Source organism: Pseudanabaena minima str. Chao 2107 (genome assembly GCF_051131155.1).
Lineage (GTDB): Bacteria > Cyanobacteriota > Cyanobacteriia > Pseudanabaenales > Pseudanabaenaceae > Pseudanabaena > Pseudanabaena minima.
Genome location: NZ_CP159508.1, coordinates 226,096 through 249,554 on the forward strand (window position 1 = coordinate 226,096; position 23,459 = coordinate 249,554).

Here is a 23,459-nt window from a genome sequence, read left to right on the forward strand (position 1 = left end):
CGCTGGTTGCTTTTGGGAATAGGCGATCGGGTTTTATGGGTGTTGAGAGGGCGATCGCTGTCCTTACCAATGCTCTATCACCAAACCATCCACATAATCAAAATCTGAATCATCAGTCACAAGCACCCAACCCCGTTCCAAACAATGCGCCGCAATCCAAACATCATTCATCGGAATTGGTCGCCCCTTTCGCTTCAAAGCCAAACGAGTTTGTGCATAAACAACAGCCGTTTTTCTCTCAATTGGAACAACTACACAAGCCTCAATAAACTCCAAATAGCGAGGTAAATTTTTTAATGCGCGAGTAGAGTTCTCAGCACCAAACAATAACTCTCCCGCCACAATCGCCGACAAAAAAATTTCTGGCAACGCCAAAACTCTTGAAACAACTTCAGGATCACCATTCAAAAAACGAACTGCAACGGAAGTATCTAACGCAATTTCACCACTCATTTATATCCACCTGACGGCAATTATTTCTAATCGTGTTCTGTAAATCAGCCGCCTCATCGTCACTTAAAATACCCGCAAATTTAGCTAGAGGATGATGAATACGTGTCGTCTTAACCCGATGTAAAAAATCTAAAACTACTTTGACTAACTCATCTGGAACCTCTGTAAGTTCTTGGATAAGCTGCTCACGACTAGTCATGTATTTGACCCTCTTTAGCAAATTTATCGCTAATATTATAACGAATCAGCATCAAAATGAAATATCCATAATTTAGGCGATCGCTGTTTGATGTTGAGATTTAGGCGATAGGGTTTTGTGGCTGGTGAGGGGGTGATCGCTGTTTGATGTTGAGGTTTAGGCGATCGGGTTTTGGGTGTTGTGGGGCGATCTCTGTTTGTTGGGGAATAGGCGATTGGGTTTATGGGTTGGGAGAGGCGATCGTTGTTTAATTTGAGGGAAATAGGCGATCGGGTTTTATGAGTGATGTTGGGGCGATCAGTTATAATTATGACCAATCCAGTAAGTTATATTGGCTGCTATGACCAACGCATTACAATACATCTGTGATTCAGAAGGGCAAACTGTCTCCGTAGTTGTCCCCATTGCCTTTTGGCAAGAACTAATGGCAGAACGAGAAACTGCTTATTTGCTCAGTAGTCCAACTATGAAAGAAAGACTACTTAAAGCTAGAAAACGTCAAGATGGAATTTCTTTGGAAGCAGCTTGTGAAAAACTTGGAATTTGATGCAGATGCTTTTGAAGACTTAGCTTGGTGGATTGAAAATGATCGTAAAAAAGCATTGAAAATCATCAAACTGATTCGTGAAGTTCAACGTAATCCATTTGAAGGCACAGGTCAACCCGAAGCTCTAAAACACGATCTATCTGGCTGTTGGTCGCGCCGTATCGATCAAGAACACCGTCTGGTTTATGAAATACTAGACAATAAAATCAGGATTCTCGCTTGCCGTTTTCACTACTAGAAATCGCTGTTTGATGTAGGGAATAGGTGATCGGGTTTGTGGTTGGTGAAGGGGCGATCGCTATTTGATGTGGTGGGAATAGGCGATCGGGTTTATGGGTGGTGAGGGTGCGATCGCTGGTTGATTTGGAGGAATAGGCGATCGGGTTTTATGGGTAGTGAGAGGCGATCGCTATTATTACAGGGCAAATTAGATGGAAATCTCAGCATAATCACCAAGTTTAATTGCATTGATGACATCACAAACTTTTTCAGTCTGCGTCCGAATTTTTGGCTATGAAGTAGAGAGTAAAACAACAATAGCAATTTGGCGATCGCTCAAATTTTGTTGATAGCGCAAATTCCGATCCGTTGTCACAAATATTTGATATCCCTTATCTTCCGCAGATTTGAGCAAGTCTCCATTCGACAGGTTAGACCAACCCTCTTCATAGGTAGTTGTCACAGAATGTTCTGTCAAATATTGTCGCAAAGGTACAGGAGTTCCCTGATCGAAAAGAATCCTCATAATTTAAGCCGCCTCAGCTAGCATATCAAGCTCATAGTTTAGTACAGCCTCAACCTGCAATCGCTGTACAGGCGGAAACCACTCCAAAAAGTCTTCTACTGTTGCACCATCGCGCAAATTTTCAAACAAAGCCGAAACTGGAACTCGCGTCTTCCGAAATACCCAAGCACCACTCACTTTATAAGGTTCTCTTTCTATAGCATCTAGACTTTCCCAATGCCTCATACACTGCACCTCTGCAAAGTAAAAATATACCTAACAACTCGATTATAAACCAACTTGAAAGTAAGACCTGACTGTTTAGTTGATCGCTATTTGATTTGAGGGAATAAGCGATCGGGTGTTAGTTGGTGAGGGGGCGATCACTGTTTGATTTTGAGATTTAGGCGATCGGGTTTGTGGGGGATGAGGGTGCGCTCGCTGTTTGATTTGGAGGGATAGGCGATCGGGTTTGTGGGTGGTGAGTGGCGATCGCTGTTTAAGAAGTAGGGGCAACTTATACAAACTCACACGAGTCATTGATTGATATAACAACTCCTGCGGGTAAAGAAGTAATCACTTCACTTATTCGTTCCATCAATGGCAGCAAATAATCAGGTCTAGTACTACGAGCATCCAAAATGACAATTCTCAAACTCTTTCCCACTAAATTTTGCTGATAACGCAAGTTCTTGTCCGCAGTAATAAAAGCATCAAAGGGATGATTCTCAGCTAAGCGAAGAATTTCACTATCCTTAAACCCACGCCATCCCATATCATCAACATTGTAAACTTCATAACCTCTAGAGAGAAAAGACTGCTTGAGTTTTCTACTCAGAAGATTTTCATCCAATAATATAATCATCAAGCAGAACGTTCCTGAGCAATTAATAATTTAGCAGCACTTTCCAAAACCCTCATGACTTGTGATTTTAGATAAGGAAAATCATCAATAAATTCGGCTAAACCTCCCTCACCTTCAAGATAGTCAAAAAAAGTCTGCAAAGGAACTCGCGTTCCCTTAAAAACTGGAACTCCACTCATAATATCGGGATCGCGATGAATAATCCCTTTCATTTCCAATAAGTTATTTAGTGTCATTACATTGCACGATATAACTTATTTCATTATAAAACAAAAGCATAGAAAGGCGATCGGGTTTGTGAGTGTTGAGGGGCGATCATTGTTTGGTTTTGAGGATATAGGCGATCAGGTTTTGTATGTGTTGAGGGGCGATCGCTTTTTGATGTGGGGAATAGGCGATCGGATTTTGGGTGTTGAGGGTGCGATCGCTGATTGATGTTGGGAATTAGGCGATCAGGTTTTGTGGGGTTGAGAGTGCGATCGCTGTTTGATTTGAGGGAATAGGCGATCGGGTTTGGTGGTGGAGAGGGGTGATCGGGTTTTGTGGGTGGTGAGGGGGCGATCGCTGTTTGGTGTGGGGAAAAGGCGATCGGTTTTTGGTTGGTAAGGGGTGATCGCTCTAAAATCCTAAGCCGCAGTAAGCTCATATTGCAAAGTAAGAAATTCATTAGCCTTCAAATAGGCGATCGCAAACTCACATCCATCAGAATCCGCAAACTCCACCAGATAGTCAACCCCTTGATTATCCTGATGAATATCCACAATCGTACCAACTAAACCCACTGGCAAAGCTGAATTAAAATCATATTCTGCTTCCATAAGAGAAAGTCTATCTATAGAAATTGGTTTTAGAATAGCAATCGTATCGAGTAACTGTGGAGTTTTCATTATTTCTCTCTCTTTAAAAAAGCACTAATCAATCGTGGATAACCAGATTCCATACTAACTTCCCAAATAGTTCTTAGTTCAGCACCTCCTGTATTAGGAATTTCGCAGTCCACCTTGTATTCTTTACCAAATTTTGTATTACTCTCCTGCACAACTTCACCTTCAACTGCCGCAACTTGAATTAATTCAACCAAACGATCAGCATTTTGAATTGTAATACCCAGTCTGGATTCAAACACTCTTGCCTTGTCTTTACCCTTATCATGGTTGATGTTTAAGCAATATCCTAAAATCTTTTGCATAGAAATTTCAGGGCAATCGCCATTTGGTAATTTCATAGGCAGAAGTCAATACTAAATTAATCTTAAGTATACCCAACTGTGAGGCGATCGCTGTTTGATGTGGGAAATAGGCGATCGGGTTTGATGGGTGATGAAGGGGCGATCTGTCCAAATAGTCTGACAAGTATTAAAATTAGATATATCAACAGCTTCAATTCTATGAAACTACCAAACGGCGATAAAGCCGAACTAGGTGACAAACTAGAAAGATACTGTCTGAACTATGAACATCAGAAAGGTAAACATAAAGCCCTATTGTTTGAAAAGCGTCTTGGGATTACCATCGCCAACAAAGAAATTCTAGAACAAGCTCTACAAGAAGCAGCTATCGAAGGTGAAGCCGAACTTTTTAAAATCGATCAATATGGTACTCATTACGATCTTGCATTTTCACTCTGCACAGATGTTGGCGAATCCCTAGTTCTAAGTTGTTGGATTATTAAAATTACAGAAGACTTTCCACGCCTAACTAATACTTACCCTATTGATTAAAAAACACTATGAACGAAATCCAAGAATACGATCTTGTGGCTCTAACTGAAGATGCGATCGCCACTCACAAAGTTACCCATCAAAAAATATTACTCCGCCGAGGACAAATGGGAACGGTCTTAATGTCATTTGATCATAAAGCTTTTCTAATCGACTTTACCGATCAACAAGGCAAAACTTTCGCAATGGAAACAATCGAACCAGTAAAATTATTACGCCTTATTACCGAACCAGAATTAGTTCTTTCTTAAACTTAGGCTCATTTTGAGGTGGAGGTTTTGGCGATCGGGTTTTGTGGGTGATGAGGGGCGATCGCTGTTTGATTTGAGAAATAGGCGATCGGGTTGTGGGTGGTGAGGGGCGATCGCTGTTTGATGTAGGGAAATAGGCAATAGATATTTATGAAGAATCATAGAAATTGCGATCGCAAAGAAAGATCAGTTATCATTAAATTAGATCCGAATTAAGTGCTTTGACAACTATGATCGAGCTAAAAAATATCCATTCACTGAGCGACTTCAAGCGCAACGCCAAAGAGTTTATCGAACGCATTAAATCAACACAGTCACCTATGGTGTTAACCGTTAACGGTAAAGCTGAAGTCGTTGTTCAAGATGCTCATGCCTTTCAAGCAATATGCGATCGGGCTGAGCAAGCCGAAGCCGAACTTCGCGCCCTAAAACTCGCAACACTACAACAAGACATTAACCTCGGAATTGCACAACTCAAAAATGGTGACTACACCGAATACGATTCGGACACATTACCCAATCTATTAGAAAATATTAAAAATCGTGGTCAAAAACGCTTAGCTCATCAAAATGAATCGATTTAAGATATCCCGACAAGCAGATAGTGACCTTGAGGATATGTGGGTATATCTTGCTCAAAACGATTCCCTAGCAGCCGATTTATTACTTGCAAAAGTCCTTGACAAGTTTCCTACGCTTGCACAGTTCCCAGAGATGGGAAGAAGCAGAAAAGAGCTTTCTGAAGAACTGCGTAGTTTTCCAGTTAAGCCATACATTATCTTCTACAAAAGAATGGAAAATCACATTGAAATTGTGCGTATTCTGCATCAGTCTAGAGATATTGAAAATCAGTTCTAATACTTGAGTAAAATTCAAGTGTTTTTTTGGATGTAAAGAAAAGACGATCTCTGTTTGATGTGGAGAAATAGGCGATCGGGTTTGTGGGTGATGAAGGGGCGATCGCTGTTTGATGTGGGAAATAGGCGATCATTTTTTGTGAGTGATGAGGAGCGAGCAGAATCAATTATTCATACCTTACCCTGTTTTGCATAAGCATCCACAAGATTGGAAATCATCTCTTGATATGAAGAATTGCGGCGTTTAGCCTCGCGCTTAAAAAACTCAATACTTTTTTGAGTAAATTCCATCGTAATCGTTACCGTTTTTTGCTTCGGAACTAACTGATTCACTGGAGGCAAAAAATCTTTAACAATAGTGACATTACCAATTGGTTCAGCAGGATCAGGCATTGTGTTGTTCATGAAATTTCCTCCATTTACGCCATTGAGCAGCCCCAAATATCCGAATCACTCCATCTCGATAAGTAAAACGTACTGTCAATACAAGATCATCTACTTTGCCTATACAAAACCAACGTTCCTATAACTCACTATGCTCCGAATCATGAACAATCAAACGGTCTGGATCGAAAAAAGCATATTGAGCAGTTTCAAAATCTAAGCCATGCTTTGCCCTATTATCAGCCTCTTTTTGCTCATCCCACTCGAAAGTGGTACTCATATCAACTCACCACATGGACTATAAACCATAAGCGTTTTAATCGACAATTCATAACTATTTTAACGTGAGTTCGATATAGCCATTTGCGGCGGGCGAAGCCCACCGCAAATGCCGAAAAATGGTAAGAATCTCTTAGCGATTCTTACCATTTTCCGCTTTCGTCGAACTGACGTTATTTTAAATATTTAGATTTTACAACTACTTTTAGTTTTTTGTTGTGACAGCGCTTCTTGATGTGGAGATTTAGGCGATCGGGTTTTGTGGGTTGTTATGAGGTGCGATCTCTACTTGATTTGAGGGAATAGGAGATCGGGTTTTATGGGTGGTAAAGGGGTGATCACTGTTTGATTTGAGAGAATAAGCGATCGGTTTTTGTGGGTGGTGAGGGTGTGATCGCTATGCAACTCCTATGATTTACAAATAGCTTTAAGAACTTTAAGAATCTGTATGGAAGGCTCAGACTCAATCAACGATAGAGAAGGAAATAGCTGATAGCTTGGTGATTCTCCAGCACAGATGCGGATAAACTGAAAATGCAAACCATTTGTTGCTAAACCCCAAACTGAAGACTGAGACTGCAAAGACTCATGAGCATAAGTTAATAATTGCGGAATCCCTGTAAAAGGTTCAATCCCCGCTCTCTTTGCTTCAACTATTAGCACCCAAAGCTTGGTTAAATTTGGAACTCCAGATTTTTTAACCGCCAAAATATCATATCTACCAGTAATGCTAGTATCCGCTTCGAGAATATCAATACGCTGAATATTTTCTTCTAAAAGCAACTCGATCGCTTGGTTATAGTAACCTGTCAAATTCATCAGAGGCGCAAGCGCAAGAAACTTAATTTGTCCTTCGGAAACTCTACCTGATAGAAGGTATCGACGAAAATTAGTACAAATATCAGTTAGTTCTGTTTGCTCAAAATCAGAAACAGATTCTAGATCAAGATAATCAGAAAAAAAACCCATCTCTCCAGACTCGTGAAAGCCTAACAGATGTTGTACATCTTCAAAATTTAAATTTTTCGCGGCAAGTGTAACCATCTTGACCTCTTTAAAATTAGCAATATTTTCTATCTTAACATCTGAGCAATTGCATTGAATCTTAGTAAATGGCGATCGCTGTTTGATGTGGAGAGTTAGGCGATCGGGGTTTGTGGGTTGTGATTGGTGATCGCTGGTTGATTTGAGGATTGGGCGATCGGGTTTGTGGGTGATAAAGGGGCGATCGCTGTTTAAGAAGTAGGGGAAACTTATATAAACTCACATGAGTCATTGATTGATATAACAACTCTTGCGGGTAAAAAAGTAATCACTTCACTTATTCCTTTCATCAATGGCAGTAAATAATTAGGTCTAGTACTACGAGCATCCAAAACAACAATTCTCAAGCTCTTCCCCATTCAATTTTGCTGATAACGCAAATTCTTATCCGCAGTAATAAAAGCATCAAAGGGAGGATTCTCAGCTAAGCGAAGAATTTCTCTATCCTTTTAAACCCACGCCATCCCGTATCATCAACATTTCAAACTTCACGACCCTAGATAGAAAAGACTGCTTGAGTTTTCTACTCACAAGATTTTCAGCCAAGCAAGAAATAGCTAGGACAAATCAAAACCTAAATAAATGGAGGCGCTGCAAAGCGCCACCTTCATTTATTTAGGTTTTATCTCCCAATCGAAACTTAGATTGCTAAGCATAGTTGTAATATTTTATGCTGAGTGAATAATAGGTACAATCTGCTAAACTTATTTAAAGAAATGCAAATTTATTTCTGATCTAATCAAATTTAGAAATTCAAGAGTTTTACGATCACAGAGACAGGACTTAAAAAAGTATGAGACTGAATATCTACCAAGTCTCATCTAAGCAAATATATAGCTAAACAAATGGGGAGCATTAATTTATGATACTTGTTACAGTCGGGACTGAGCAGTATCCATTCAATTCTTTAATGGATTGGATTAGTTTGTTGATCAAGGAGGGGATTATTAATGAAGAAGTAGTCATTCAGTATGGGGCTTCAACACGCTTACCTGACGATGTTAAAGTTAGTAAAATAATTCCAGAAACACAATTTAAGCAACTTGTTGAGCAAGCAACCGCAGTAATTGCTCACTGTGGTGAGGGTAGTACCTTATTGCTTGAAGAATTTGATAAGCCTTATATTTTAGTTCCACGCACGGTTAAATTTCATGAACATGTTGATGATCATCAGTTAGAAATGGCTGAGGATTTAGAAAATCAAGGCGTACTCATCGCCAGATCGCCTGCGGATCTAGTCAAGTTCTTGAAATTAGTGACTATTCCTCGCAGTCCTCTTAGTTTTAGTGAAGACAAAGCCCTATGTGAATATTTAAGCGATCGCTATCCTAGTCAAGACTATCAGAAGATTCTGTTAGTTTGCTCTTCAGGAGGTCATTTTAAAGGAATGCAAGGACTCAGCAAATATTGGCAAACTATTTCACAGCGAACTTGGATTACCTTTAAAACAGGCACAACTCAGACAGAATTGAGTGCCGAAAAAGCTTTTTGGGCTTATAGTCCCACCAATCGAAATATTCCTAACTTTATCCGCAATTTGTATCTAGCGATCGATATCTTAAAAAAGGAACGCCCTCAGATCGTTATGTCTACTGGAGCTGGTGTTGCCGTTCCCTTTTTGGTGTTAGCTAAATATTTATTTAAAACCAAAGTGATTTTCATTGAGTCAAAAACACGCATCCGTGATTTGAGTCTGTCAGCAAAATTATTGCGCTCATGGAAAGCTTTGGACTTGTTGATTGTGCGTTCTGAAGAAATAGCTGATCTTTATCCTGAAGTAGTATATATTCCGACCAGTAATGAGCATCAATCCTTAAAGTTTGGGCTACATGATGTGCAGATTACTAATTTTCATGACACTGTTTTGATCAGTACGCCTAAAAATATATTCAATCCTGAAGCCCGTAAATTAAAGGAGGATTTTCTACAGTTATGCCAAGAGGAGGAAAGCTTTCGGAAGATCATCATTGACATGTCGAATACAGAGTTTATAGATAGCTCAGGTGTTGGCGCATTGGTAGCTTGTTTAAAAGTTTTGCGGCAAACAGATATTCAATCAGGTAAGCCAGAACCAACAGAACTTGAGCTTTGGAGTGTCAATCCTCAAGTGTTATCAATTTTAAAAATGACAAAGCTCGAGCACATTTTTTACATTGAACCATCTACTCGTAGCAATCGTTTGCCGAGGCAAAAAAATGAGCGATCGCTAAACAAAACAAATCCTTTGGCGAGAATCTTACATCAAATCTATGAGTTTTTGCTTGGTATTCCTATCCTCTGTGTGATTGCCTATGTGATGTATTTTTTCTACCCTGCGATCGAGCTAGATCCTTCTCTAACAGTACATCCATCGGTTCGGAGTTTCCCGAAACGGATTATGGATATTTTAGGAGCTTTGGTGGGTTTAAGTTTTACAGCAGTTTTGTTTGTACCAATTGCGATCGCGATCAAACTCGAAAGTCGTGGACCCGTTCTCTTTAAACAAAAACGTGCAGGACTGATGAGCAAACCCTTTGGGATTTGGAAATTTCGCTCCATGGTCAAGAATGCAGAAATGCTGAAGCAGAAAGTCACCAATGAGATTGCCAATGCCACTGATGGAACACCTAAAAGTAGTGATGGTGGTAAGTTTTTTAAAAATAGTAACGATCCGCGCATTACCAAGGTTGGGAAGTTCTTGCGTAAAACCAGCCTAGATGAGTTTCCCCAATTCTGGAATATCCTTAAGGGCGATATGAGTCTGATTGGTACAAGACCACCTACCTTTGGTGAAGTCGGGCTATATGAACTAGAGAACGAATATACTGATGAAAAAATGACCGAATGGAGTCGGCTCGATGTCAAACCTGGACTCAGTGGAGTCTGGCAAGTAAGTGGGCGCTCGACTGTTAGGAGCTTTGAAGAAGTAATGGGCTTTGATCTTACCTATAAGCGCAATTGGAGCCTAAAATATGATCTGTGGCTAATCTGGAGAACTATTGCAGTCTTATTTGAACGGAACAATGGCGCAGTTTAGAAGATGGCATCAACAAAGCAAACCTAGGTGGTTAGACTTAATCTTGCCACGTAATTTAAGATGTGTAATCTTGGCAATGATTGCGATCGCCTTTACCAATGCCCAACCTCTAGAAGCAATCCCCCTATCCCCAGGCGATCGCATTCGCCTACTTATCCCCGAAGGAGAATTATTTAACGGCGTATATGAAGTAAATAACGATGGAACCATCTCCATTCCCTATTTAGCGCCATTGCCTGTAGTTGGTTTAGAAATTCTTACGATTCAAGACTTAATCAAAACTCAGTTAATTACCAAAAAATATTTTCAACCGCAATTTCTGCAAATTTCAATTACGCCTCTAGCGCTTGCACCAATTGCTGTGAATGTATCAGGGGAAACTTTTCAAACGGGGCGAGTCCTGATCAATAATCGCAGTGCAGAGGTTCGTGCTCAGCAACTTACACAGTCATCAGGTGACTATGCTCCTGACAGGTTTTTAACCTCGGCTCTGCGGAGCGCGGGAGGCGTAACGCCTAATGCCGATATCACCAAAATCAGCATAATTCGCAAAAATAAGAAGCTGACCGTTGATTTGACAGGGATTTTTACTGGGGAGCCAGTGGAAGACATACCATTGATCGCAGGCGATACAATTATCGTTCCTAAAAGAGACTCTATCGATCCCCGAATTGTCCGCCCTTCTCAAATCACGCCCCCTGGGATTACTGTCTTTCTGTCAAATTTAACCATACCTGCGAGTAGTAACGCCACGTCGGCGATCGGCAAAGATTCTACTGGCTTTCCTTATGGTTCGCGATTTTCGCAAGCAGTATTTGCCGCCAACTGTGTCGGAGGCACTGCACCCACCAATGCGCCGCGCCGTGCCGTGTTAGTGCGAACAGATCGCCTTACAGGGGAAACCACCGCCATTGATCGCTCCGTTGAGGATTTAATTCGCGATTCTAAGGATCAAATTAAGAATCCATTTTTAATGCCGCAGGATAGCATCGCTTGTTACGACTCGACTGTAACGGAAGTGAGGGGCGTTTTAAATTTTGTGGGGGATATTCTCAATCCGATTAAATTGATTCGTGATATTTTCGGTGGGAGCAGTCAATGAGTAAGGAAGCTTCTCCTGAAACTATTGATTTGTCTGAGCCTAAGCGATCGCCACGCTTTGGATGGTGGTTTTATGTGTTAATGGGATTAGCGCTGAATGCGATTATCTGGGGAGGAGCTTTGACCTATCTGAAAAGGACAAAGCCCAAATTTGTGAGTAAAATGGCAATCATTCTCCCAGGGGGAAATGTGGGCGCAAATGTGAACTTACCGAGTATTGGTCAAGCTTCCTCTTCAAGTACTGCTGCTTCTGGTGGATCTTCTCTCGATCCCCGTGCAAATTATCAATATATTCTCAATGATGAGCCTGTATTAGAAGAAGCAGCCAAGTCTCTGAATATCAAGACTTCCGAATTAGGAAAGCCTAAAAGTAAATTAATCGATAATACTTCCATTTTGCAGGTGGAAATTGAGGGGCCAAGTGCAAAAGAAGCTCAGGAGCGTGGCTTTGCCCTTTACAATACGCTTATGGCAAAGGTGAGTAAACTGCGTAAAGATGAGATTGCGCGGCGGGACGATGGCACACAAGCAACTCTGGACATGGCAAAGATTAAATTAGCGGAATCTCAAAAGAAATTGGCTGCTTATAAAAGTCAGTCGGGACTGAGTACCAGTGAGCAAGTCAAAGAAGTGGCGGTGAGTTTGGAGCAATTGCGAAAACAAAGGGCGGAAATGTTGGCTCAGGATATATTAATTAGCGATCGCCTTCAGCAATTATCAAATAGCCTTGGTTTAAGTGTCGATGAGGCAAGCGCCGCCTTTACTTTGCAGTCCGATCCGATTTATCAACAAAATCTCAGGGATTTTAGTGAATCATCGGCGACCTTGACGACTTTAAGTTCTAAATGGGGCGAAAATCATCCTAATGTGGTTAGAGAAGCGGCGAGACAACAAAAGGCTGGCATGGCGATTAGCGATCGCGCCAAATTCTTATTAAAGCGTCCAGTTGATTTGCAAGAGTTGGCAAGGATCAATCTAAACGTAACGGGTAGTGCAGGGAAAGAAAGTCTATATCGGGATTTAGTGGCTGTCCAAGCAGAACAGAGTGGCATCGCTGGGCAAGCCGAGGAATTGGGTCGCCAAATTGAAAATTTTGACAATCGCTTGCGGGATTTGACCCAAAAGCAATTGGAACTAGATCGCCTCCAAAGGGATGCTCAAGTTGCCGAAGCAGTCTTCGCTTCTTCCCTCGCCAAAATTGACCTCAGCAAATCGGATATTTTTACCGCCTATCCCTTAGCACAATTAGTTTCGCCGCCTAGCTTGGCAGATGAACCCGCATCGCCACAACCAAAACTAGTCTTGGCTGGCGCGTTTGTAGGTTCGCTCTTTGTCTCCACAGGCGTATTTTTACTGTGGAAGCGCAAGTCGATGGGGCAAGAGCCAAGACAGGAAGTAGAACTTTCTGAGGTGACTGAGTTACCAACTTTACGGGCGATTTCCAACAGCGATCGCAGCAAGACGGGGTAACCACAATGAAAATATTCAAATTTTTGCAAACCCCTGAACAGTACAAGATTACACCCGAAAACCTCGAAGAGAAGTTGGTGTGGTATTCAATCGTCTGGACTTTTGCTATTTATTTCATTGGTGGGTTATATGTATTAGGTGCAATTTTGCCTTGGCTCCTATTTGGCATATTGTGTTGGCGTTGGTGGCAGCAAGATCCCCATACCCCGCTAAAAGATCGGATTAGGATTCCCATTGGCATTTGGATGTGGGTTGGGGGCATGGTGATGATGCAGGTGTCGCTGATCATGGGACATCTGGACTATTACCTAGAGATGGGACAAATTATTAAATCATCCATTGGTTGGGCTAAGGGATGGGCGATCTTAGCTCTATTTCCGATGGCAGGATGTTTACCAATTCGTCCAAAACTGTTGTATCGGGCGGCGGCGCTGATTTGTACGATGGTGTTTTTGTTCTCTCCCATCTTTATTGCTGCTTACTATGCCAAATTACCTGAAAAATTATTTATCTCACCATTACAAGCAATCGGCGGTCCCGGCCCCGAATTTTTTGAATTCCGTCTCTATGAAATCGATCCTGGGGATAACACACCGCGTTGGCGATTATTTACGCCTTGGGCTCCCGCCCTAGGATTTGTGGCAAATATTTACTTCTTTATGATTTTGCGCGAACCTTGCAAGAAGTGGAAATACTTAGGAATTGCAGGTTGCATCATGATGTGTCAAATTTCTAAGTCCCGATTAGCCCTGCTCTGTTTGCCTGTGGTATGGATTTTGGTAGAATTATTATCAAGGATTTCACGACCGATCGCGTTAATGATTGCGGGGTTTATCGCTAGCACGGGAGGGGTGACTTTACCAATATTGATGGATGGAGTAGAAAGCTTTTCTGAACAATTTGCTGCCGCCCGTAAGGATTCCTCACGAGTACGCGCCGCTCTGGGCAGAATTGCGATCTACCGATGGCAAACCGAAGCTCCAATTTGGGGACATGGCATTGTCGAGAGTGGTCCGCACATGGTGGAGTATATGCCCATTGGTTCCCATCACACTTGGTATGGACTGCTATTTGTCAAAGGCATCGTGGGGTTCGCAGCTCTAGCAGTACCGATGATCTATAGCTTGGGGGATTTGCTGATTAAATCACAACGTAATGATACTGCCAAACTCGGCTTAACCATGTTGTTGGTGATCTTTCTCTATACCTTTGGCGAAAATCTGGAAATTTTAGCCTATCTATTTTGGCCGGGATTAATCGCGATCGGTATGGGATTTCTAGAACGTCCCAATGATGAGCAAATAGAAGCTAGCGAAGCTTTGCCAGTAGAAATAATTCCCAAAATTAGTAATAAAAATAGTGAGGAGATTCCCCAATGACATCATCAATAAATTCTCTAGAACGTAAACCCAAAATTGTGCATCTACTCAGCGATCGCAATGTGGGCGGCATCAAAAGCACCAGTGGCAGCCTCACTAATTCCCGCCTCAAAGAAAAATTTGAATTTCTCTTTCTCACCGAAAGCGAAGCCCTCAAAAATTTATCGACAATTAAACCTGATGTGGTGATTTGGCATGATCCTTGTTCATGGCGATCGCTATGGCGATTATTAAAACTCAGGTTTGCAACCAAACTACTCATTCATGAGCATCACTATGCTGAAAGCTTTGAACAGTGGAAAGTGCGATCGCCTTGGCGGTTTCATTTAATGCTACGTTTAGCCTATGGACTTGCCCATAAGGTTGTCGCCATTTCCCAAGGACAGCGAAAATGGATGCGATCGCATCGTCTTGTAAATCCAAATAAACTTGCTAATATTCAGCAATGTCGGACTATAGATGAGTTTCTGACCTTACCTCTTAAATCTATTGACTCAACTCTGATATTGGGAGCCTATGGTCGATTCAACCAGCAAAAGGGATTTGACACCTTACTGCGGGCAATGCCAAAAGTCCCAAATCCTCAAATCCAATTACTAGTCGGTGGTTATGGAGAGCAGGAAGACTTGTTAAAATCCTTAGCTGGTGATGACCCACGCATTCATTTTCTGGGTTCTATTTCTGATGTTCCATCTTTTCTCGCAAAATGCGATGTGATCATCATTCCTTCTAATTGGGAACCTTGGGGTAATGTCTGTTTAGAATCCAAGGCAGCATCCAAGACAGTAATTGTCTCGAAGGTCGATGGACTAACAGAACAGGTAAATGACTGTGGGGTACTAGTTCCCGCCAATGATCCTGAGGCTCTAGCCGCAGCGATCAATCAAGTTTGTGAGATGCCGCGATCGCAACTGGAAGCATGGGGCTTACAAGGTCGCATGGATGTGCAGAATGCTTGGGAAGAATATATGACGGCATGGGAGGCGCTGCTATCAGATTTATGCAAAAACTAATCCAGTCAGTAATTGGCTTCATTCAGAAAAAACTAGCGAATCGCTTTGCCCGTAATATTGGCTGGTTAGGCTTGTCAGAAATTCTCATACGCATCTCGCGATTGGCTGCCACGGTGGTCTTAGCGCGATGGCTCTCAGAATATGATTATGGTTTGGCGGCGCTAGTACTAACGACTAATGAATTTGTGAATGTGTTCACGCGCAATGGCATTTTCGATAAGCTGATCCAAGCTAAAGAAGAAGATATTGAGGAATTATCCCAAACTGCCTATTACATTAATTGGTTTATTTGCGGTGGTTTATTTCTGATTCAATGTCTGGTTGCTTTGCCGATGTCATGGATTTATAAAGACAACCAAGTAATCCTGCCAATCTGTGCGATGGGATTGGTCTATCTGATGTTACCGATGGGACTGATCCAAGCGGCGCGATCGCAGCGTGAAAATCGCCTCCATGTCTCGGCTTTAGCCAATGCGCTCCAGATTTCTACTGACAATATTTTGACGATGATTCTGGCTTGGCAAGGCTTTGGAATGTGGGCGATCGTCTTGCCGAAGGTAATTGTCGCACCGATTTGGGTGGTTGTGCATCGCTCCAATAATCCTTGGCGATCGACCAAATCCTTTACGCTCCATCGTTGGCAGGAAATCATCCATTTCGGGCGCAGTATTCTTGGTATCCAAATGCTTGCCACGCTCCGCAATAATCTCGATTATTTAATTGCAGGGCATTTCTTAGGAATTAAAGCCCTTGGTTTATATTACTTTGCTTTTAATGCAGGACTAGGGATTAGTCTTAGTTTCATTACCGCCGTTGATGCAGCGCTCTATCCACACCTTTGCGAAGCCAGAAGTGACCCTGCCCAATTTCGTGATCGCTATCTCCAAAGTTTCCAGTCAATCACCAAGGTAATTGTGCCAATTGTCTTAGCACAGGTATTACTTGCGCCGATATATGTTCCCCTAGTATTTGGTCAGAAATGGATTCCTGCAATTCCATTATTGATTCTCATTTGTTTATCGGCAATTCCCAGACCCTATGCCAATGCTGCATCGAAAGCACTTTGGGCTATGGACAAACCAAGTTGGGATTTGATTTGGAATGTTCTATTCACAATTATTTTTGCGATCGCTATTTGTGTAGGCGCAATTTGGAAAATTACAGGTGTGGCGGCTGCGGTGATGATCATTCATTGGGGGGCAATCCCAGTCTTTGTACTGTGGGTTAAGAAATACATTACAAAGCCAAATCTTCAAGAACAAATATCATAAATCATAGGAAAAATCATGGTCAAAGTATCAGTAATTGTCCCCGTTTATAATGTTGAGCGTTTTATCCAAGAAACAATTGCATCAGTCTTAGCACAAACATTTCGAGATTTTGAATTAATCATTGTTGACGATCAATCTCCCGATCGCAGTATCGAGATTTGTGAACAGTTTACTGATTCCCGCATACAGATTATCCATCAAAAGAATCGAGGTTTGGCAGGGGCAAGAAATACAGGTATTCGTCATGCTCAAGGCGAGTATATTGCCCTATTGGATAGCGATGATCTTTGGTTACCCGAAAAGCTAGAAAAGCATGTCCAGCATTTAGAAACTCATCCTCAAGTTGGGATTAGTTTTAGCCGCTCTGCCTTTATTGATGAAGACAGTAATTCCCTCGGCACGTACCAAATGCCTAAACTGACCGATATTGACGCGCCACATTTACTCTGTCGTAATCCCATTGGCAATGGCTCCGCTCCTGTAATTCGTCGTGAAGCCCTTGAGGGCATTAAGTTTCAAGATAATCTTTATGGCGAAGTTGAGGACTTCTATTTTGATGATCAGTTTCGTCAGTCAGAAGATATTGAATGCTGGATTAGAATCGCTATTCAAACCAATTGGCAAATTGAAGGTATTCCTGAACCGCTTACTCTCTATCGGGTCAACTCTGGTAGTCTCTCCGCAAATATGGACAAGCAATTAGAATCATGGGAAAAAGTAATCGCTAAAACGCGCACCTACGCTCCTGATTTATTGGCAAAGTGGGAATCCCTTGCCCGTGCCTACCAGTTCCGCTATCTCTCCCGTCGCGCCATTCGCAATAAAGATGGTAAAGCAGCAGTAAAACTTGTGAATCGAGCCTTGGCAAGTAATTGGAAAATTTTAATTTATGAACCCATGCGATCGCTTCTAACGATTTTTGCGGCTTATTTAATCTGGGTATTACCGCGCAGTTGGTATAACAGCATTGAGAACTTTGCTCTCAAGTTGACAGGTGACAGCCAACGTAAGGCGATCGCCAAGAGTAATCAGCGTTAGAGCCAGTACCTACCAACACAAATAGCGATCGCCTTTTGTCATCATCAATCGCGATCGCTAAGTATCCCTTAGTATTCATTCTTGTCTCATGCCTAAAAAGTGTCGTTCCGAATTTTTTGTATGGCTTCTTTAAGACTGCCAATTTCACTAGAGCATATTTGAAATACATCCAAAGCATCAATACTAAAATAGTCATGAGCTAATATATTTCTCAAGCCCATGATATTTGCCCACTCAACATCAATATGCTGATCAAATGCTTTCTTACTAATCACTTTTTCAAGTTAATTAATGTTCTTGCCAATTGCAACTAACATCATCGCAATTCCATCTAGTCGATCTAGTCCATTATCATCACGTAGAAAGTCATCAGGTGAGGTGATGCCTGAAAATCTTCTCTCAATTCTTCTAATTGCTTCCTCAATTTCAAGAAATAACTCTAGAAGCATTGTTCGATCATACATAAACAGCCTCCCTCTCAATCCTTACTTTTAAATACTTATTCATCCCGTACCAATATCGAATTACATCCACTTCTTTGCCAAACTTTGCTTCTAGTTCGTTTTTAAGTCCAATACGTTTTAACATATTCGGTTCCATTTCTACCACAATATCAATATCGCTTTCTTCGGTTGCCTCATTTCTTGCCACTGAGCCAAAGACACCGATCTTAGTGACTTTATAGCGATCGCGTAGTTCTGGCTTTAAAGCGCGTAACTCATTCAATATATATTCTTTGTCTAATGAACTTACAGGCATCATTCACCTCTAAAAATCTTGTCATCATACTTACAAAGTTGTCTCTATCCTATTCATGATCGCATATTGCTTTCAAAATCTGCGATCGCCTAAACATTAAAAGTTAAGTAAGGCAGAAATAAGCGATCGCATTTTGCCATCATCAAGTGCGATCGCTAATAGAGTCTTGTAGATAAAAATAATCGCCTCAAACATCAAAAGTTAGGTAAGGTAGGAAGTTGCGATCTCACAATACACCTTAGTATTCACGAATGATAAATACTGGCATACTAGACTTGGGCTGATTTTGCTTTTGAATACGAATTAGGCGATCGCTAAGTTCTGTTGTCTGAGATTGCAAAAAGTCATTGATAAATTTGGCTTGTCCCTGATAGTCGCGATCATCTTTACAAATAATGATGCCACTATGATTAATACCGCTACGATGTAAATCGATAAAATCATCACGGTTAAATGTGATTAGAATTCGATTTTGATTTGTGGCAAATCTTAGAACTTCAGGATCAGGAATTCCTTGATTTGCTTGTCCTGCATCGTAGGAGGTTAGTACATCGTGACCATAATCGCGCAGGATTTGCACAATATCTATCGCAAAGTTTTCGTTGGAATAAAGTCTAGCCAATGATTGCTTCCTCTTGCTCGTACTTATGAGAGGCGATCACGCGATCAATTTCTTCTTGATGTGCAGTGTAATAGAATCGGGCGTTACTCAAGTCATCTGTTGTCAATGAGGGGAAGTTGCGTAAAAGCTCTGGGATATCGGCTCCTTGTTGTTGGAGTGAGATGATTGTCCAAACAGGGATGCGGGTATTGCGGATTCTTGCATGACCTCCACATACGCCGATGGTTTTCTGGATTGGGCGAGATTTTAGTTTTTCTTGCAATAGCTCATATTCATCTGGTGCAAGGGATTCAATTACTTGGGCTAGGGATTCTACTAGTTTTGTATTCATAGCTTGGAATCTATGCTCTCAGATTGATATGTCATAACTAATTTTAGCCGATCGCCTTTTGTCATCATCAAGCGCGATCGCGAACAGAGTCTTTTAGATAAAAATATATAGTGGCAAAAGTCTTAAGGGGGAGTAAGGTAGAGATAGGCGATCCGCATTTTACATTAATCTTTTCCGTTATCTATTTTAGGTTTAAATATGCTTGTGCGTTATACAACACAAATCACCTTTTAATATGTTACGCTGAAAACTAGATTCTACGATGTTAATAGTTTATATAAAATAGCGAATGACTAAGATAATTTCTCTATTCAACAACAAGGGTGGTGTTGGCAAAACAACAACTGTTTTTAATTTAAGTGCTTCCCTAGCCAATAAAGGCAAGAAGATCCTTTTGATTGACTTCGATCCTCAATGCAATCTTTCTATCGCAACGATTGGTTATAAGGAATTTGCGGAGTATCTTGAAAGAACAAAAGAATATCCTTTTGGAAGAACTATTAGAGCTTTTGCACAGCCTTCTTTACAACCAACTCAGAGTAGTAAAACCTACACAACGCAACCTAAATATCAGCTTGAACATCAGCTAAATGTTTTTCATAATAAAGATGAACAAACGCTAATCGATGTTATAGCAGGTGACTTTTGGCTCAATAGTTTTGCTGATGTTTTAACTGTTGGAACGGATGTTGTTCAAGGCTCAGGATTGTATAAATTTTTAATCCCTTTTCTATTGGTAGAAAAGCTTAAAGAAGAACAAAAGGTTTATGACTATGTATTAATCGATCTACCACCTTCTTTCAACACACTAGTACGTTCTGCTTTATATTGTTCTGATTATTTTCTAGTGCCTTGTACACCCGATTCTTTTTCTTCCTACTGTGTCAATTTAATTGGAGAAGTCTTACCATCTTTTATTGAAGATTGGAATCAGGGTAGAAAACGCTATGAAACTTCAAATAAATATGACGAAGTTATACCTTCAAAGGGACAGCCTAAATTCGGTGGCTGGATATTTAATGGATTTGATACAACTACATACACTAGTACTAAAGAGCGTAAAGAGATCGGATCTGATAGATTTCATCTTGACAAGATATTAGATACCATGAAATACAGCCTTTTTCCTAAGTTGAGGGGGATTCCTTATTATTATTGTCTTCCTGATTTTGTTACAGCCGAACCCGCAGCAAAAATTGAAGACTTAAATACAATGGCTGCTGAAATTCAAAAATTGAATGTTCCCCTTAATAGTCTATCTTCATATAAACCAACAATGTTTTCCGTTTGGTCAAAATCGCAGAAAGAATTAATAAGAAGAATGAACCAAGAATATGACTCTTTAGCAGATTATATAATTAATAATTTTTAGTAAGGGAATATTCAAATGCCAGAACTACTTGGAAGAATCACCATTAACCCCAGACAATGCGGCGGTCGTCCCTGCATTCGTGGCATGAGAATTCGTGTATCAGACGTTCTCGATCTATTTGTAGCAGGACTCAATGCCGAAGAGATTTTAGAAGAAATGCCCGATCTAGAAAAAGATGACCTCAAAGCAGCACTAGCCTATGCATCGCGTAAACTCAATCATCCCGTATTAGTCGCATGACCATCTGGATTGATGCCCATTTATCACCAGCGATCGCCCCTTGGATCTCTAGAACCTTTGGCATAAGTGCCTTCGCTTTACGAGATCTGGGTTTAAGAGATGCAGAAGATCCCGAAATTTTTGAAGCAGGTAAAGCTCAAAAAATTATTTTTATGACCAAAGATAGTGATTTTGTGGATCTAGTTGAACGTCTCGGATCGCCGCCGCAAATTATTTGGTTGACATTTGGTAATACATCTAATGCCCAATTAAAAGAGATTCTAACCGCTACTTTACCAAGAGCCTTAGAAATTCTGGCTACAGGTGAAGCATTAGTAGAAATTAGCGGAAATTAAATTTAAAATTATCGAGAAAAAAATATGGCTGAAACAGTTACCTTACAAATACCAGAAGCATTGTACCAACGCCTAGCGATCGCGGCAGGAGCTACCCAGCGATCGCTAGAAGACGTAATTTTACAAGCCTTGCAAATTGGTAGTCCCCCAACATGGAAAGACGTACCCGAAGAATTTCAAACCGACCTTGCCAGCTTAGATCGACTTGACGACGATTCATTATGGCAAATTGCCCGTAGCCAAAAAACTCAGCTAGAAATGGAACGCTACGAATCCCTATTAGCAAAACAACAAAATACAGCACTTACTGATTCCGAAAAACTGGAATTAGATAACCTCCGTAAAGATAGCGATCGCTTTATGTTACGCAAATCCCAAGCCGCCGCAATCCTCAAATGGCGTGGTCATAATGTTCCCAGACTAGCAGGGTAGGTTTTGTGTCAGGCTATATTTCCCAAAATCTGCGATCGCAAATAGAATCAATTGACCGTAAGCGTTGCTGCTATTGCCTCACAACCGAAGCAAATAGCGGTATGCCTATGACAATCGATCATATTCAACCAGTTTCAAAAGGAGGACTGAATACAACTGAAAACCTATGTCTTGCCTGTCGAACTTGCAATGAATACAAATCTGACACCACAGAAGCGATCGATCCATTAACAGGCGAACTTGTAGCTTTGTTTAATCCACGAAAACAAAATTGGAAGGATCATTTTCAATGGAATAATGATGCATCTCAAGTTGAAGGTTTAACAGCGATTGGACGTGCAACAGTTATCGCTTTGCGGATGAATAATGCGGTCATTATCGCTACTCGCAAACGTTGGTTTGCAATTGGTTGGCATCCGCCAGATTAACTTATAAAAACTATCAAACTCCTATTTCTGCAATCTTGCGTAAAACTTGCCATGCAACCTCTAACTCACCCCGATTAACCAGAGGAGCCAAAACCTGAGACATTGCATATTGCTTACCCTCCATCTTCACAAACACAATATCATCACCATTCGTCAACATCGCAAAAGTCGGGCGATCGCCATTCGGACTAGCCATCAAATAAGCCAAAGTTTGCGGCAAAGCAGACCAAACCGACTGCATCGTTTTCTTTGACTCTAAAACAATAATCCACAGGCGATCGCGCAATACCAACACATCAATTCGCCCCTGTAGAGTTTCTTCACTATCAGCAACATTGATCGCAATCGACTCCTCCGCCTTAATCCGAAAAGGAGGATCGTATAAACCAGCGATCGTGAGCAATGGCGAAACTAGCAATAGCATCACCGTACTCTCTAGCAAATGTCCACCAGAGCGATGATAAATATAACGCCGCCAGAGAATCTCTAAATTGGCGCGATCGCTAGGCTTGATCTCTGGTAACTGGTCATACCATTCCGTAAAAAAATCTCTCGATTCACTACGACTCAAGCCAAATTTTCCCTCTGCTTCAGCGATCATTGTGATAGCTTCAGTAACAGCTAATGTTTGCATAGTGAATACTTTGAGTTGGGTTTTAATACAATAATTCTAATCTCTAGCTCTCAATTCCTAACAAGTCGTTATCCAAATATTATCCAAATATCTTTTAAAAAACGCGATCGCCAGTGTAAATATTATCCCGTACAAAGGATAAACTTGATTTTATAATCTATAAGGGATAAACTTGGTTTTATACCCTAAAAAGGATAAAAGCATCAAACCATGCTAATCCACTCCTCCAAAGAACTAGCTGAATATCTACGCGATCGCCGCAAAAGACAAAAGTTAAGCCAAGCCGAAATAGGCGATCGGGTAGGCATCAAACAAGCCACCATCTCCGCCTTTGAAAACAACCCCGAAGGCACAAAATTAGAAACTCTATTTAAACTATTCTCCGCTCTAGATCTAGAAATACAGATTATACCCAAAGAAGAAGCTCGTAAGCCTAGACAAGGATGGAAAGAAGAATGGTAAGAACAAGGCGCGTCAATAGCCTCAATATCCTCATGAATGGCTATCTAGTCGGCACTTGGCAAAACTTACCCAGTGGCGCAATGAACTTTCAGTATGCAGAAGAATGGCTAGAAACTGACGGAGCGCGTCCCATCTCTTTATCAATGCCCTTACGCAGACAGTCCTATGAAGGAGATCTGGTCTATAGACTTTACTACTCATGTCAGTCAGCCAATTTTTGAAGGAATGTTATC

Annotated in this window: 44 protein-coding genes and 1 pseudogene; 20 read left to right on the plus strand and 25 right to left on the minus strand. The window is 41.2% G+C overall.

Features of this window, described 5'->3' with window-relative positions; genetic code table 11:
• Positions 1-63: 63 nt before the first annotated feature.
• From ABM313_RS00950 to ABM313_RS00960, 3 genes are read right to left on the minus strand one after another with little or no spacing between them, the layout of a single operon-like run.
• Complete coding sequence (locus ABM313_RS00950; RefSeq protein WP_434685839.1) at positions 64-453, minus strand: type II toxin-antitoxin system VapC family toxin; 390 nt, start codon at positions 451-453, stop codon at positions 64-66.
• On the minus strand, positions 443-652 hold the full coding sequence (locus ABM313_RS00955; protein WP_434685840.1) for a hypothetical protein: 210 nt from the start codon (positions 650-652) through the stop codon (positions 443-445). The genes ABM313_RS00950 and ABM313_RS00955 overlap by 11 nt, the downstream gene beginning before the upstream one ends.
• A gap of 35 nt (positions 653-687) precedes the next feature.
• Positions 688-969 carry a hypothetical protein gene (locus ABM313_RS00960; RefSeq protein WP_434685841.1) on the minus strand — a complete coding sequence of 94 codons (282 nt, stop codon included), beginning with the start codon at positions 967-969 and terminating at the stop codon, positions 688-690.
• Between the two features lie 23 nt (positions 970-992).
• On the opposite strand from ABM313_RS00960, the gene ABM313_RS00965 reads away from it, so the two are divergent.
• Positions 993-1,199 (plus strand): prevent-host-death protein, encoded by a 207-nt coding sequence (locus ABM313_RS00965; protein ID WP_434685842.1) that lies wholly within the window; start codon positions 993-995, stop codon positions 1,197-1,199.
• Positions 1,156-1,437: a Txe/YoeB family addiction module toxin gene (locus ABM313_RS00970; protein ID WP_434685843.1), complete on the plus strand. Its 282-nt coding sequence runs from the start codon at positions 1,156-1,158 to the stop codon at positions 1,435-1,437. Before ABM313_RS00965 ends, ABM313_RS00970 begins: the two co-directional genes overlap by 44 nt.
• 92 nt (positions 1,438-1,529) lie before the next feature.
• On the opposite strand, the gene ABM313_RS00975 is transcribed toward ABM313_RS00970, so the two are convergent.
• The 10 genes from ABM313_RS00975 to ABM313_RS01020 form a co-directional block, all read right to left on the minus strand.
• On the minus strand, positions 1,530-1,676 hold the full coding sequence (locus ABM313_RS00975) for a hypothetical protein (RefSeq protein ID WP_434685844.1): 147 nt from the start codon (positions 1,674-1,676) through the stop codon (positions 1,530-1,532).
• A gap of 34 nt (positions 1,677-1,710) precedes the next feature.
• Positions 1,711-1,944 carry a hypothetical protein gene (locus tag ABM313_RS00980; protein ID WP_434685845.1) on the minus strand — a complete coding sequence of 78 codons (234 nt, stop codon included), beginning with the start codon at positions 1,942-1,944 and terminating at the stop codon, positions 1,711-1,713.
• Between the two features lie 3 nt (positions 1,945-1,947).
• Positions 1,948-2,169 (minus strand): DUF433 domain-containing protein, encoded by a 222-nt coding sequence (locus ABM313_RS00985; RefSeq protein WP_434685846.1) that lies wholly within the window; start codon positions 2,167-2,169, stop codon positions 1,948-1,950.
• A 75-nt stretch (positions 2,170-2,244) separates the two neighbouring features.
• Positions 2,245-2,463 carry a hypothetical protein gene (locus ABM313_RS00990; protein WP_434685847.1) on the minus strand — a complete coding sequence of 73 codons (219 nt, stop codon included), beginning with the start codon at positions 2,461-2,463 and terminating at the stop codon, positions 2,245-2,247.
• Complete coding sequence (locus ABM313_RS00995) at positions 2,441-2,788, minus strand: DUF5615 family PIN-like protein (RefSeq protein ID WP_434685848.1); 348 nt, start codon at positions 2,786-2,788, stop codon at positions 2,441-2,443. The genes ABM313_RS00990 and ABM313_RS00995 overlap by 23 nt, the downstream gene beginning before the upstream one ends.
• Positions 2,788-3,024: a DUF433 domain-containing protein gene (locus ABM313_RS01000; protein ID WP_271255106.1), complete on the minus strand. Its 237-nt coding sequence runs from the start codon at positions 3,022-3,024 to the stop codon at positions 2,788-2,790. The genes ABM313_RS00995 and ABM313_RS01000 overlap by 1 nt, the downstream gene beginning before the upstream one ends.
• A gap of 26 nt (positions 3,025-3,050) precedes the next feature.
• Positions 3,051-3,455 carry a hypothetical protein gene (locus tag ABM313_RS01005; protein ID WP_434685849.1) on the minus strand — a complete coding sequence of 135 codons (405 nt, stop codon included), beginning with the start codon at positions 3,453-3,455 and terminating at the stop codon, positions 3,051-3,053.
• On the minus strand, positions 3,415-3,675 hold the full coding sequence (locus tag ABM313_RS01010) for a DUF4926 domain-containing protein (protein ID WP_434685850.1): 261 nt from the start codon (positions 3,673-3,675) through the stop codon (positions 3,415-3,417). Before ABM313_RS01010 ends, ABM313_RS01005 begins: the two co-directional genes overlap by 41 nt.
• The gene (locus tag ABM313_RS01015) at positions 3,675-4,013 is read right to left on the minus strand and encodes a DUF6883 domain-containing protein (RefSeq protein ID WP_434685851.1); all 339 of its coding nucleotides are present in this window, start codon (positions 4,011-4,013) and stop codon (positions 3,675-3,677) included. The genes ABM313_RS01010 and ABM313_RS01015 overlap by 1 nt, the downstream gene beginning before the upstream one ends.
• A 26-nt stretch (positions 4,014-4,039) precedes the next feature.
• Complete coding sequence (locus ABM313_RS01020; RefSeq protein WP_434685852.1) at positions 4,040-4,162, minus strand: hypothetical protein; 123 nt, start codon at positions 4,160-4,162, stop codon at positions 4,040-4,042.
• 13 nt (positions 4,163-4,175) lie between these two features.
• Between ABM313_RS01020 and ABM313_RS01025 the strand changes: the two genes are divergently transcribed.
• Positions 4,176-4,508, plus strand: coding sequence for a DUF6883 domain-containing protein (locus ABM313_RS01025; protein ID WP_434685853.1), 333 nt, complete (start codon positions 4,176-4,178; stop codon positions 4,506-4,508).
• Between the two features lie 8 nt (positions 4,509-4,516).
• Complete coding sequence (locus ABM313_RS01030) at positions 4,517-4,759, plus strand: DUF4926 domain-containing protein (RefSeq protein WP_190352380.1); 243 nt, start codon at positions 4,517-4,519, stop codon at positions 4,757-4,759.
• Here the strand turns inward: ABM313_RS01030 and ABM313_RS01035 are convergent.
• On the minus strand, positions 4,745-4,921 hold the full coding sequence (locus ABM313_RS01035) for a hypothetical protein (protein WP_434685854.1): 177 nt from the start codon (positions 4,919-4,921) through the stop codon (positions 4,745-4,747). The two genes, ABM313_RS01030 and ABM313_RS01035, sit on opposite strands and share 15 nt — an antisense overlap.
• Positions 4,922-4,989: 68 nt before the next feature.
• Between ABM313_RS01035 and ABM313_RS01040 the strand changes: the two genes are divergently transcribed.
• On the plus strand, positions 4,990-5,343 hold the full coding sequence (locus tag ABM313_RS01040) for a type II toxin-antitoxin system Phd/YefM family antitoxin (RefSeq protein WP_286395687.1): 354 nt from the start codon (positions 4,990-4,992) through the stop codon (positions 5,341-5,343).
• Positions 5,330-5,617 (plus strand): type II toxin-antitoxin system RelE/ParE family toxin, encoded by a 288-nt coding sequence (locus ABM313_RS01045; RefSeq protein ID WP_434685855.1) that lies wholly within the window; start codon positions 5,330-5,332, stop codon positions 5,615-5,617. The genes ABM313_RS01040 and ABM313_RS01045 overlap by 14 nt, the downstream gene beginning before the upstream one ends.
• A gap of 170 nt (positions 5,618-5,787) precedes the next feature.
• Here ABM313_RS01045 and ABM313_RS01050 read toward each other — a convergent pair whose 3' ends face one another.
• The 4 genes and pseudogenes from ABM313_RS01050 to ABM313_RS01065 all read right to left on the minus strand — a co-directional run bounded on the left by ABM313_RS01050 (position 5,788) and on the right by ABM313_RS01065 (position 7,546).
• The gene (locus tag ABM313_RS01050; protein WP_434685856.1) at positions 5,788-6,021 is read right to left on the minus strand and encodes a hypothetical protein; all 234 of its coding nucleotides are present in this window, start codon (positions 6,019-6,021) and stop codon (positions 5,788-5,790) included.
• A pseudogene (locus ABM313_RS01055) lies at positions 6,002-6,280 on the minus strand (BrnT family toxin). The gene ABM313_RS01050 and the pseudogene ABM313_RS01055 overlap by 20 nt, the downstream one beginning before the upstream one ends.
• A gap of 407 nt (positions 6,281-6,687) precedes the next feature.
• Positions 6,688-7,323, minus strand: a complete 636-nt coding sequence (locus ABM313_RS01060; protein WP_434685858.1) for a restriction endonuclease subunit R — start codon at positions 7,321-7,323, stop codon at positions 6,688-6,690.
• A gap of 61 nt (positions 7,324-7,384) precedes the next feature.
• Entirely contained in the window at positions 7,385-7,546 is a 162-nt protein-coding gene (locus ABM313_RS01065) for a hypothetical protein (protein WP_434685859.1), read from the minus strand.
• A gap of 639 nt (positions 7,547-8,185) precedes the next feature.
• Between ABM313_RS01065 and ABM313_RS01070 the strand changes: the two genes are divergently transcribed.
• The 7 genes from ABM313_RS01070 to ABM313_RS01100 are packed head-to-tail and all read left to right on the plus strand — an operon-like array spanning position 8,186 to position 17,611.
• Positions 8,186-10,339, plus strand: a complete 2,154-nt coding sequence (locus tag ABM313_RS01070; RefSeq protein WP_434685860.1) for a sugar transferase — start codon at positions 8,186-8,188, stop codon at positions 10,337-10,339.
• 43 nt (positions 10,340-10,382) lie between these two features.
• Positions 10,383-11,441 carry a polysaccharide biosynthesis/export family protein gene (locus tag ABM313_RS01075; RefSeq protein ID WP_434685861.1) on the plus strand — a complete coding sequence of 353 codons (1,059 nt, stop codon included), beginning with the start codon at positions 10,383-10,385 and terminating at the stop codon, positions 11,439-11,441.
• Positions 11,438-12,910 (plus strand): GumC family protein, encoded by a 1,473-nt coding sequence (locus ABM313_RS01080; protein WP_434685862.1) that lies wholly within the window; start codon positions 11,438-11,440, stop codon positions 12,908-12,910. Before ABM313_RS01075 ends, ABM313_RS01080 begins: the two co-directional genes overlap by 4 nt.
• A gap of 5 nt (positions 12,911-12,915) precedes the next feature.
• Entirely contained in the window at positions 12,916-14,289 is a 1,374-nt protein-coding gene (locus ABM313_RS01085) for an O-antigen ligase family protein (RefSeq protein WP_434685863.1), read from the plus strand.
• On the plus strand, positions 14,286-15,302 hold the full coding sequence (locus ABM313_RS01090) for a glycosyltransferase (protein ID WP_434685864.1): 1,017 nt from the start codon (positions 14,286-14,288) through the stop codon (positions 15,300-15,302). Before ABM313_RS01085 ends, ABM313_RS01090 begins: the two co-directional genes overlap by 4 nt.
• Positions 15,290-16,573, plus strand: coding sequence for a lipopolysaccharide biosynthesis protein (locus tag ABM313_RS01095; protein ID WP_434685865.1), 1,284 nt, complete (start codon positions 15,290-15,292; stop codon positions 16,571-16,573). Before ABM313_RS01090 ends, ABM313_RS01095 begins: the two co-directional genes overlap by 13 nt.
• 15 nt (positions 16,574-16,588) lie before the next feature.
• Positions 16,589-17,611 (plus strand): glycosyltransferase family 2 protein, encoded by a 1,023-nt coding sequence (locus ABM313_RS01100; RefSeq protein WP_434685866.1) that lies wholly within the window; start codon positions 16,589-16,591, stop codon positions 17,609-17,611.
• Here ABM313_RS01100 and ABM313_RS01105 read toward each other — a convergent pair.
• The 6 genes from ABM313_RS01105 to ABM313_RS01130 form a co-directional block, all read right to left on the minus strand.
• Positions 17,556-17,690 (minus strand): hypothetical protein, encoded by a 135-nt coding sequence (locus ABM313_RS01105; RefSeq protein ID WP_434685867.1) that lies wholly within the window; start codon positions 17,688-17,690, stop codon positions 17,556-17,558. The two genes, ABM313_RS01100 and ABM313_RS01105, sit on opposite strands and share 56 nt — an antisense overlap.
• A gap of 13 nt (positions 17,691-17,703) precedes the next feature.
• Positions 17,704-17,832, minus strand: a complete 129-nt coding sequence (locus ABM313_RS01110) for a HepT-like ribonuclease domain-containing protein (protein WP_434688318.1) — start codon at positions 17,830-17,832, stop codon at positions 17,704-17,706.
• Positions 17,833-17,895: 63 nt separating this feature from the next.
• Positions 17,896-18,075, minus strand: coding sequence for a hypothetical protein (locus tag ABM313_RS01115; RefSeq protein ID WP_434685868.1), 180 nt, complete (start codon positions 18,073-18,075; stop codon positions 17,896-17,898).
• Positions 18,068-18,370, minus strand: a complete 303-nt coding sequence (locus ABM313_RS01120; RefSeq protein WP_434688320.1) for a nucleotidyltransferase family protein — start codon at positions 18,368-18,370, stop codon at positions 18,068-18,070. The genes ABM313_RS01115 and ABM313_RS01120 overlap by 8 nt, the downstream gene beginning before the upstream one ends.
• Before the next feature lie 238 nt (positions 18,371-18,608).
• On the minus strand, positions 18,609-18,992 hold the full coding sequence (locus ABM313_RS01125) for a DUF5615 family PIN-like protein (protein ID WP_434685869.1): 384 nt from the start codon (positions 18,990-18,992) through the stop codon (positions 18,609-18,611).
• Complete coding sequence (locus ABM313_RS01130; RefSeq protein WP_434685870.1) at positions 18,985-19,323, minus strand: DUF433 domain-containing protein; 339 nt, start codon at positions 19,321-19,323, stop codon at positions 18,985-18,987. The genes ABM313_RS01125 and ABM313_RS01130 overlap by 8 nt, the downstream gene beginning before the upstream one ends.
• Positions 19,324-19,612: 289 nt before the next feature.
• Between ABM313_RS01130 and ABM313_RS01135 the strand changes: the two genes are divergently transcribed.
• Genes ABM313_RS01135 through ABM313_RS01155 form a run of 5 tightly spaced genes read left to right on the plus strand, consistent with a single transcriptional unit; the run spans position 19,613 to position 22,130 of the window.
• Complete coding sequence (locus ABM313_RS01135; RefSeq protein WP_434685871.1) at positions 19,613-20,695, plus strand: ParA family protein; 1,083 nt, start codon at positions 19,613-19,615, stop codon at positions 20,693-20,695.
• A gap of 15 nt (positions 20,696-20,710) precedes the next feature.
• Positions 20,711-20,935, plus strand: coding sequence for a DUF433 domain-containing protein (locus tag ABM313_RS01140; protein WP_434685872.1), 225 nt, complete (start codon positions 20,711-20,713; stop codon positions 20,933-20,935).
• On the plus strand, positions 20,932-21,270 hold the full coding sequence (locus ABM313_RS01145) for a DUF5615 family PIN-like protein (RefSeq protein WP_434685873.1): 339 nt from the start codon (positions 20,932-20,934) through the stop codon (positions 21,268-21,270). Before ABM313_RS01140 ends, ABM313_RS01145 begins: the two co-directional genes overlap by 4 nt.
• 24 nt (positions 21,271-21,294) lie before the next feature.
• The gene (locus tag ABM313_RS01150) at positions 21,295-21,702 is read left to right on the plus strand and encodes a hypothetical protein (RefSeq protein ID WP_434685874.1); all 408 of its coding nucleotides are present in this window, start codon (positions 21,295-21,297) and stop codon (positions 21,700-21,702) included.
• Between the two features lie 5 nt (positions 21,703-21,707).
• Complete coding sequence (locus ABM313_RS01155) at positions 21,708-22,130, plus strand: HNH endonuclease (RefSeq protein WP_434685875.1); 423 nt, start codon at positions 21,708-21,710, stop codon at positions 22,128-22,130.
• Positions 22,131-22,143: 13 nt separating this feature from the next.
• Here the strand turns inward: ABM313_RS01155 and ABM313_RS01160 are convergent, their stop codons facing one another.
• The gene (locus ABM313_RS01160) at positions 22,144-22,764 is read right to left on the minus strand and encodes a type I restriction endonuclease (RefSeq protein ID WP_434685876.1); all 621 of its coding nucleotides are present in this window, start codon (positions 22,762-22,764) and stop codon (positions 22,144-22,146) included.
• Positions 22,765-22,974: 210 nt separating this feature from the next.
• Here ABM313_RS01160 and ABM313_RS01165 point away from each other — a divergent pair, with 210 nt between their 5' ends.
• Both ABM313_RS01165 and ABM313_RS01170 read left to right on the plus strand, forming a co-directional pair.
• Entirely contained in the window at positions 22,975-23,226 is a 252-nt protein-coding gene (locus tag ABM313_RS01165) for a helix-turn-helix domain-containing protein (protein WP_175358807.1), read from the plus strand.
• Entirely contained in the window at positions 23,220-23,447 is a 228-nt protein-coding gene (locus ABM313_RS01170; protein ID WP_434685877.1) for a HipA N-terminal domain-containing protein, read from the plus strand. Before ABM313_RS01165 ends, ABM313_RS01170 begins: the two co-directional genes overlap by 7 nt.
• The last annotated feature ends 12 nt before the right edge of the window (positions 23,448-23,459 follow it).

Coding starts and splice junctions, on each gene's coding strand:
- ABM313_RS01130 (WP_434685870.1), bottom strand. CDS start 19,323: ATGAATACAAAACTAGTAGAATCCCTAGCCCAAGTAATTGAATCCCTT.
- ABM313_RS01025 (WP_434685853.1), top strand. CDS start 4,176: ATGAAACTACCAAACGGCGATAAAGCCGAACTAGGTGACAAACTAGAA.
- ABM313_RS01160 (WP_434685876.1), bottom strand. CDS start 22,764: ATGCAAACATTAGCTGTTACTGAAGCTATCACAATGATCGCTGAAGCA.
- ABM313_RS01045 (WP_434685855.1), top strand. CDS start 5,330: ATGAATCGATTTAAGATATCCCGACAAGCAGATAGTGACCTTGAGGAT.
- ABM313_RS01000 (WP_271255106.1), bottom strand. CDS start 3,024: ATGACACTAAATAACTTATTGGAAATGAAAGGGATTATTCATCGCGAT.
- ABM313_RS01040 (WP_286395687.1), top strand. CDS start 4,990: ATGATCGAGCTAAAAAATATCCATTCACTGAGCGACTTCAAGCGCAAC.
- ABM313_RS01005 (WP_434685849.1), bottom strand. CDS start 3,455: ATGAATTTCTTACTTTGCAATATGAGCTTACTGCGGCTTAGGATTTTA.
- ABM313_RS01030 (WP_190352380.1), top strand. CDS start 4,517: ATGAACGAAATCCAAGAATACGATCTTGTGGCTCTAACTGAAGATGCG.
- ABM313_RS01015 (WP_434685851.1), bottom strand. CDS start 4,013: ATGAAATTACCAAATGGCGATTGCCCTGAAATTTCTATGCAAAAGATT.
- ABM313_RS00985 (WP_434685846.1), bottom strand. CDS start 2,169: ATGAGGCATTGGGAAAGTCTAGATGCTATAGAAAGAGAACCTTATAAA.
- ABM313_RS00990 (WP_434685847.1), bottom strand. CDS start 2,463: ATGACTCGTGTGAGTTTGTATAAGTTGCCCCTACTTCTTAAACAGCGA.
- ABM313_RS01100 (WP_434685866.1), top strand. CDS start 16,589: ATGGTCAAAGTATCAGTAATTGTCCCCGTTTATAATGTTGAGCGTTTT.
- ABM313_RS01140 (WP_434685872.1), top strand. CDS start 20,711: ATGCCAGAACTACTTGGAAGAATCACCATTAACCCCAGACAATGCGGC.
- ABM313_RS00975 (WP_434685844.1), bottom strand. CDS start 1,676: ATGTCATCAATGCAATTAAACTTGGTGATTATGCTGAGATTTCCATCT.
- ABM313_RS01150 (WP_434685874.1), top strand. CDS start 21,295: ATGGCTGAAACAGTTACCTTACAAATACCAGAAGCATTGTACCAACGC.
- ABM313_RS01035 (WP_434685854.1), bottom strand. CDS start 4,921: ATGATTCTTCATAAATATCTATTGCCTATTTCCCTACATCAAACAGCG.
- ABM313_RS00965 (WP_434685842.1), top strand. CDS start 993: ATGACCAACGCATTACAATACATCTGTGATTCAGAAGGGCAAACTGTC.
- ABM313_RS01085 (WP_434685863.1), top strand. CDS start 12,916: ATGAAAATATTCAAATTTTTGCAAACCCCTGAACAGTACAAGATTACA.
- ABM313_RS00950 (WP_434685839.1), bottom strand. CDS start 453: ATGAGTGGTGAAATTGCGTTAGATACTTCCGTTGCAGTTCGTTTTTTG.
- ABM313_RS01080 (WP_434685862.1), top strand. CDS start 11,438: ATGAGTAAGGAAGCTTCTCCTGAAACTATTGATTTGTCTGAGCCTAAG.
- ABM313_RS01095 (WP_434685865.1), top strand. CDS start 15,290: ATGCAAAAACTAATCCAGTCAGTAATTGGCTTCATTCAGAAAAAACTA.
- ABM313_RS01115 (WP_434685868.1), bottom strand. CDS start 18,075: ATGTATGATCGAACAATGCTTCTAGAGTTATTTCTTGAAATTGAGGAA.
- ABM313_RS01135 (WP_434685871.1), top strand. CDS start 19,613: ATGACTAAGATAATTTCTCTATTCAACAACAAGGGTGGTGTTGGCAAA.
- ABM313_RS00995 (WP_434685848.1), bottom strand. CDS start 2,788: ATGATTATATTATTGGATGAAAATCTTCTGAGTAGAAAACTCAAGCAG.
- ABM313_RS01050 (WP_434685856.1), bottom strand. CDS start 6,021: ATGAACAACACAATGCCTGATCCTGCTGAACCAATTGGTAATGTCACT.
- ABM313_RS01145 (WP_434685873.1), top strand. CDS start 20,932: ATGACCATCTGGATTGATGCCCATTTATCACCAGCGATCGCCCCTTGG.
- ABM313_RS00980 (WP_434685845.1), bottom strand. CDS start 1,944: ATGAGGATTCTTTTCGATCAGGGAACTCCTGTACCTTTGCGACAATAT.
- ABM313_RS01060 (WP_434685858.1), bottom strand. CDS start 7,323: ATGGTTACACTTGCCGCGAAAAATTTAAATTTTGAAGATGTACAACAT.
- ABM313_RS01110 (WP_434688318.1), bottom strand. CDS start 17,832: ATGGGCTTGAGAAATATATTAGCTCATGACTATTTTAGTATTGATGCT.
- ABM313_RS01105 (WP_434685867.1), bottom strand. CDS start 17,690: ATGAATACTAAGGGATACTTAGCGATCGCGATTGATGATGACAAAAGG.
- ABM313_RS01165 (WP_175358807.1), top strand. CDS start 22,975: ATGCTAATCCACTCCTCCAAAGAACTAGCTGAATATCTACGCGATCGC.
- ABM313_RS01090 (WP_434685864.1), top strand. CDS start 14,286: ATGACATCATCAATAAATTCTCTAGAACGTAAACCCAAAATTGTGCAT.
- ABM313_RS01070 (WP_434685860.1), top strand. CDS start 8,186: ATGATACTTGTTACAGTCGGGACTGAGCAGTATCCATTCAATTCTTTA.
- ABM313_RS01120 (WP_434688320.1), bottom strand. CDS start 18,370: ATGCCTGTAAGTTCATTAGACAAAGAATATATATTGAATGAGTTACGC.
- ABM313_RS00970 (WP_434685843.1), top strand. CDS start 1,156: ATGGAATTTCTTTGGAAGCAGCTTGTGAAAAACTTGGAATTTGATGCA.
- ABM313_RS00955 (WP_434685840.1), bottom strand. CDS start 652: ATGACTAGTCGTGAGCAGCTTATCCAAGAACTTACAGAGGTTCCAGAT.
- ABM313_RS01170 (WP_434685877.1), top strand. CDS start 23,220: ATGGTAAGAACAAGGCGCGTCAATAGCCTCAATATCCTCATGAATGGC.
- ABM313_RS01010 (WP_434685850.1), bottom strand. CDS start 3,675: ATGAAAACTCCACAGTTACTCGATACGATTGCTATTCTAAAACCAATT.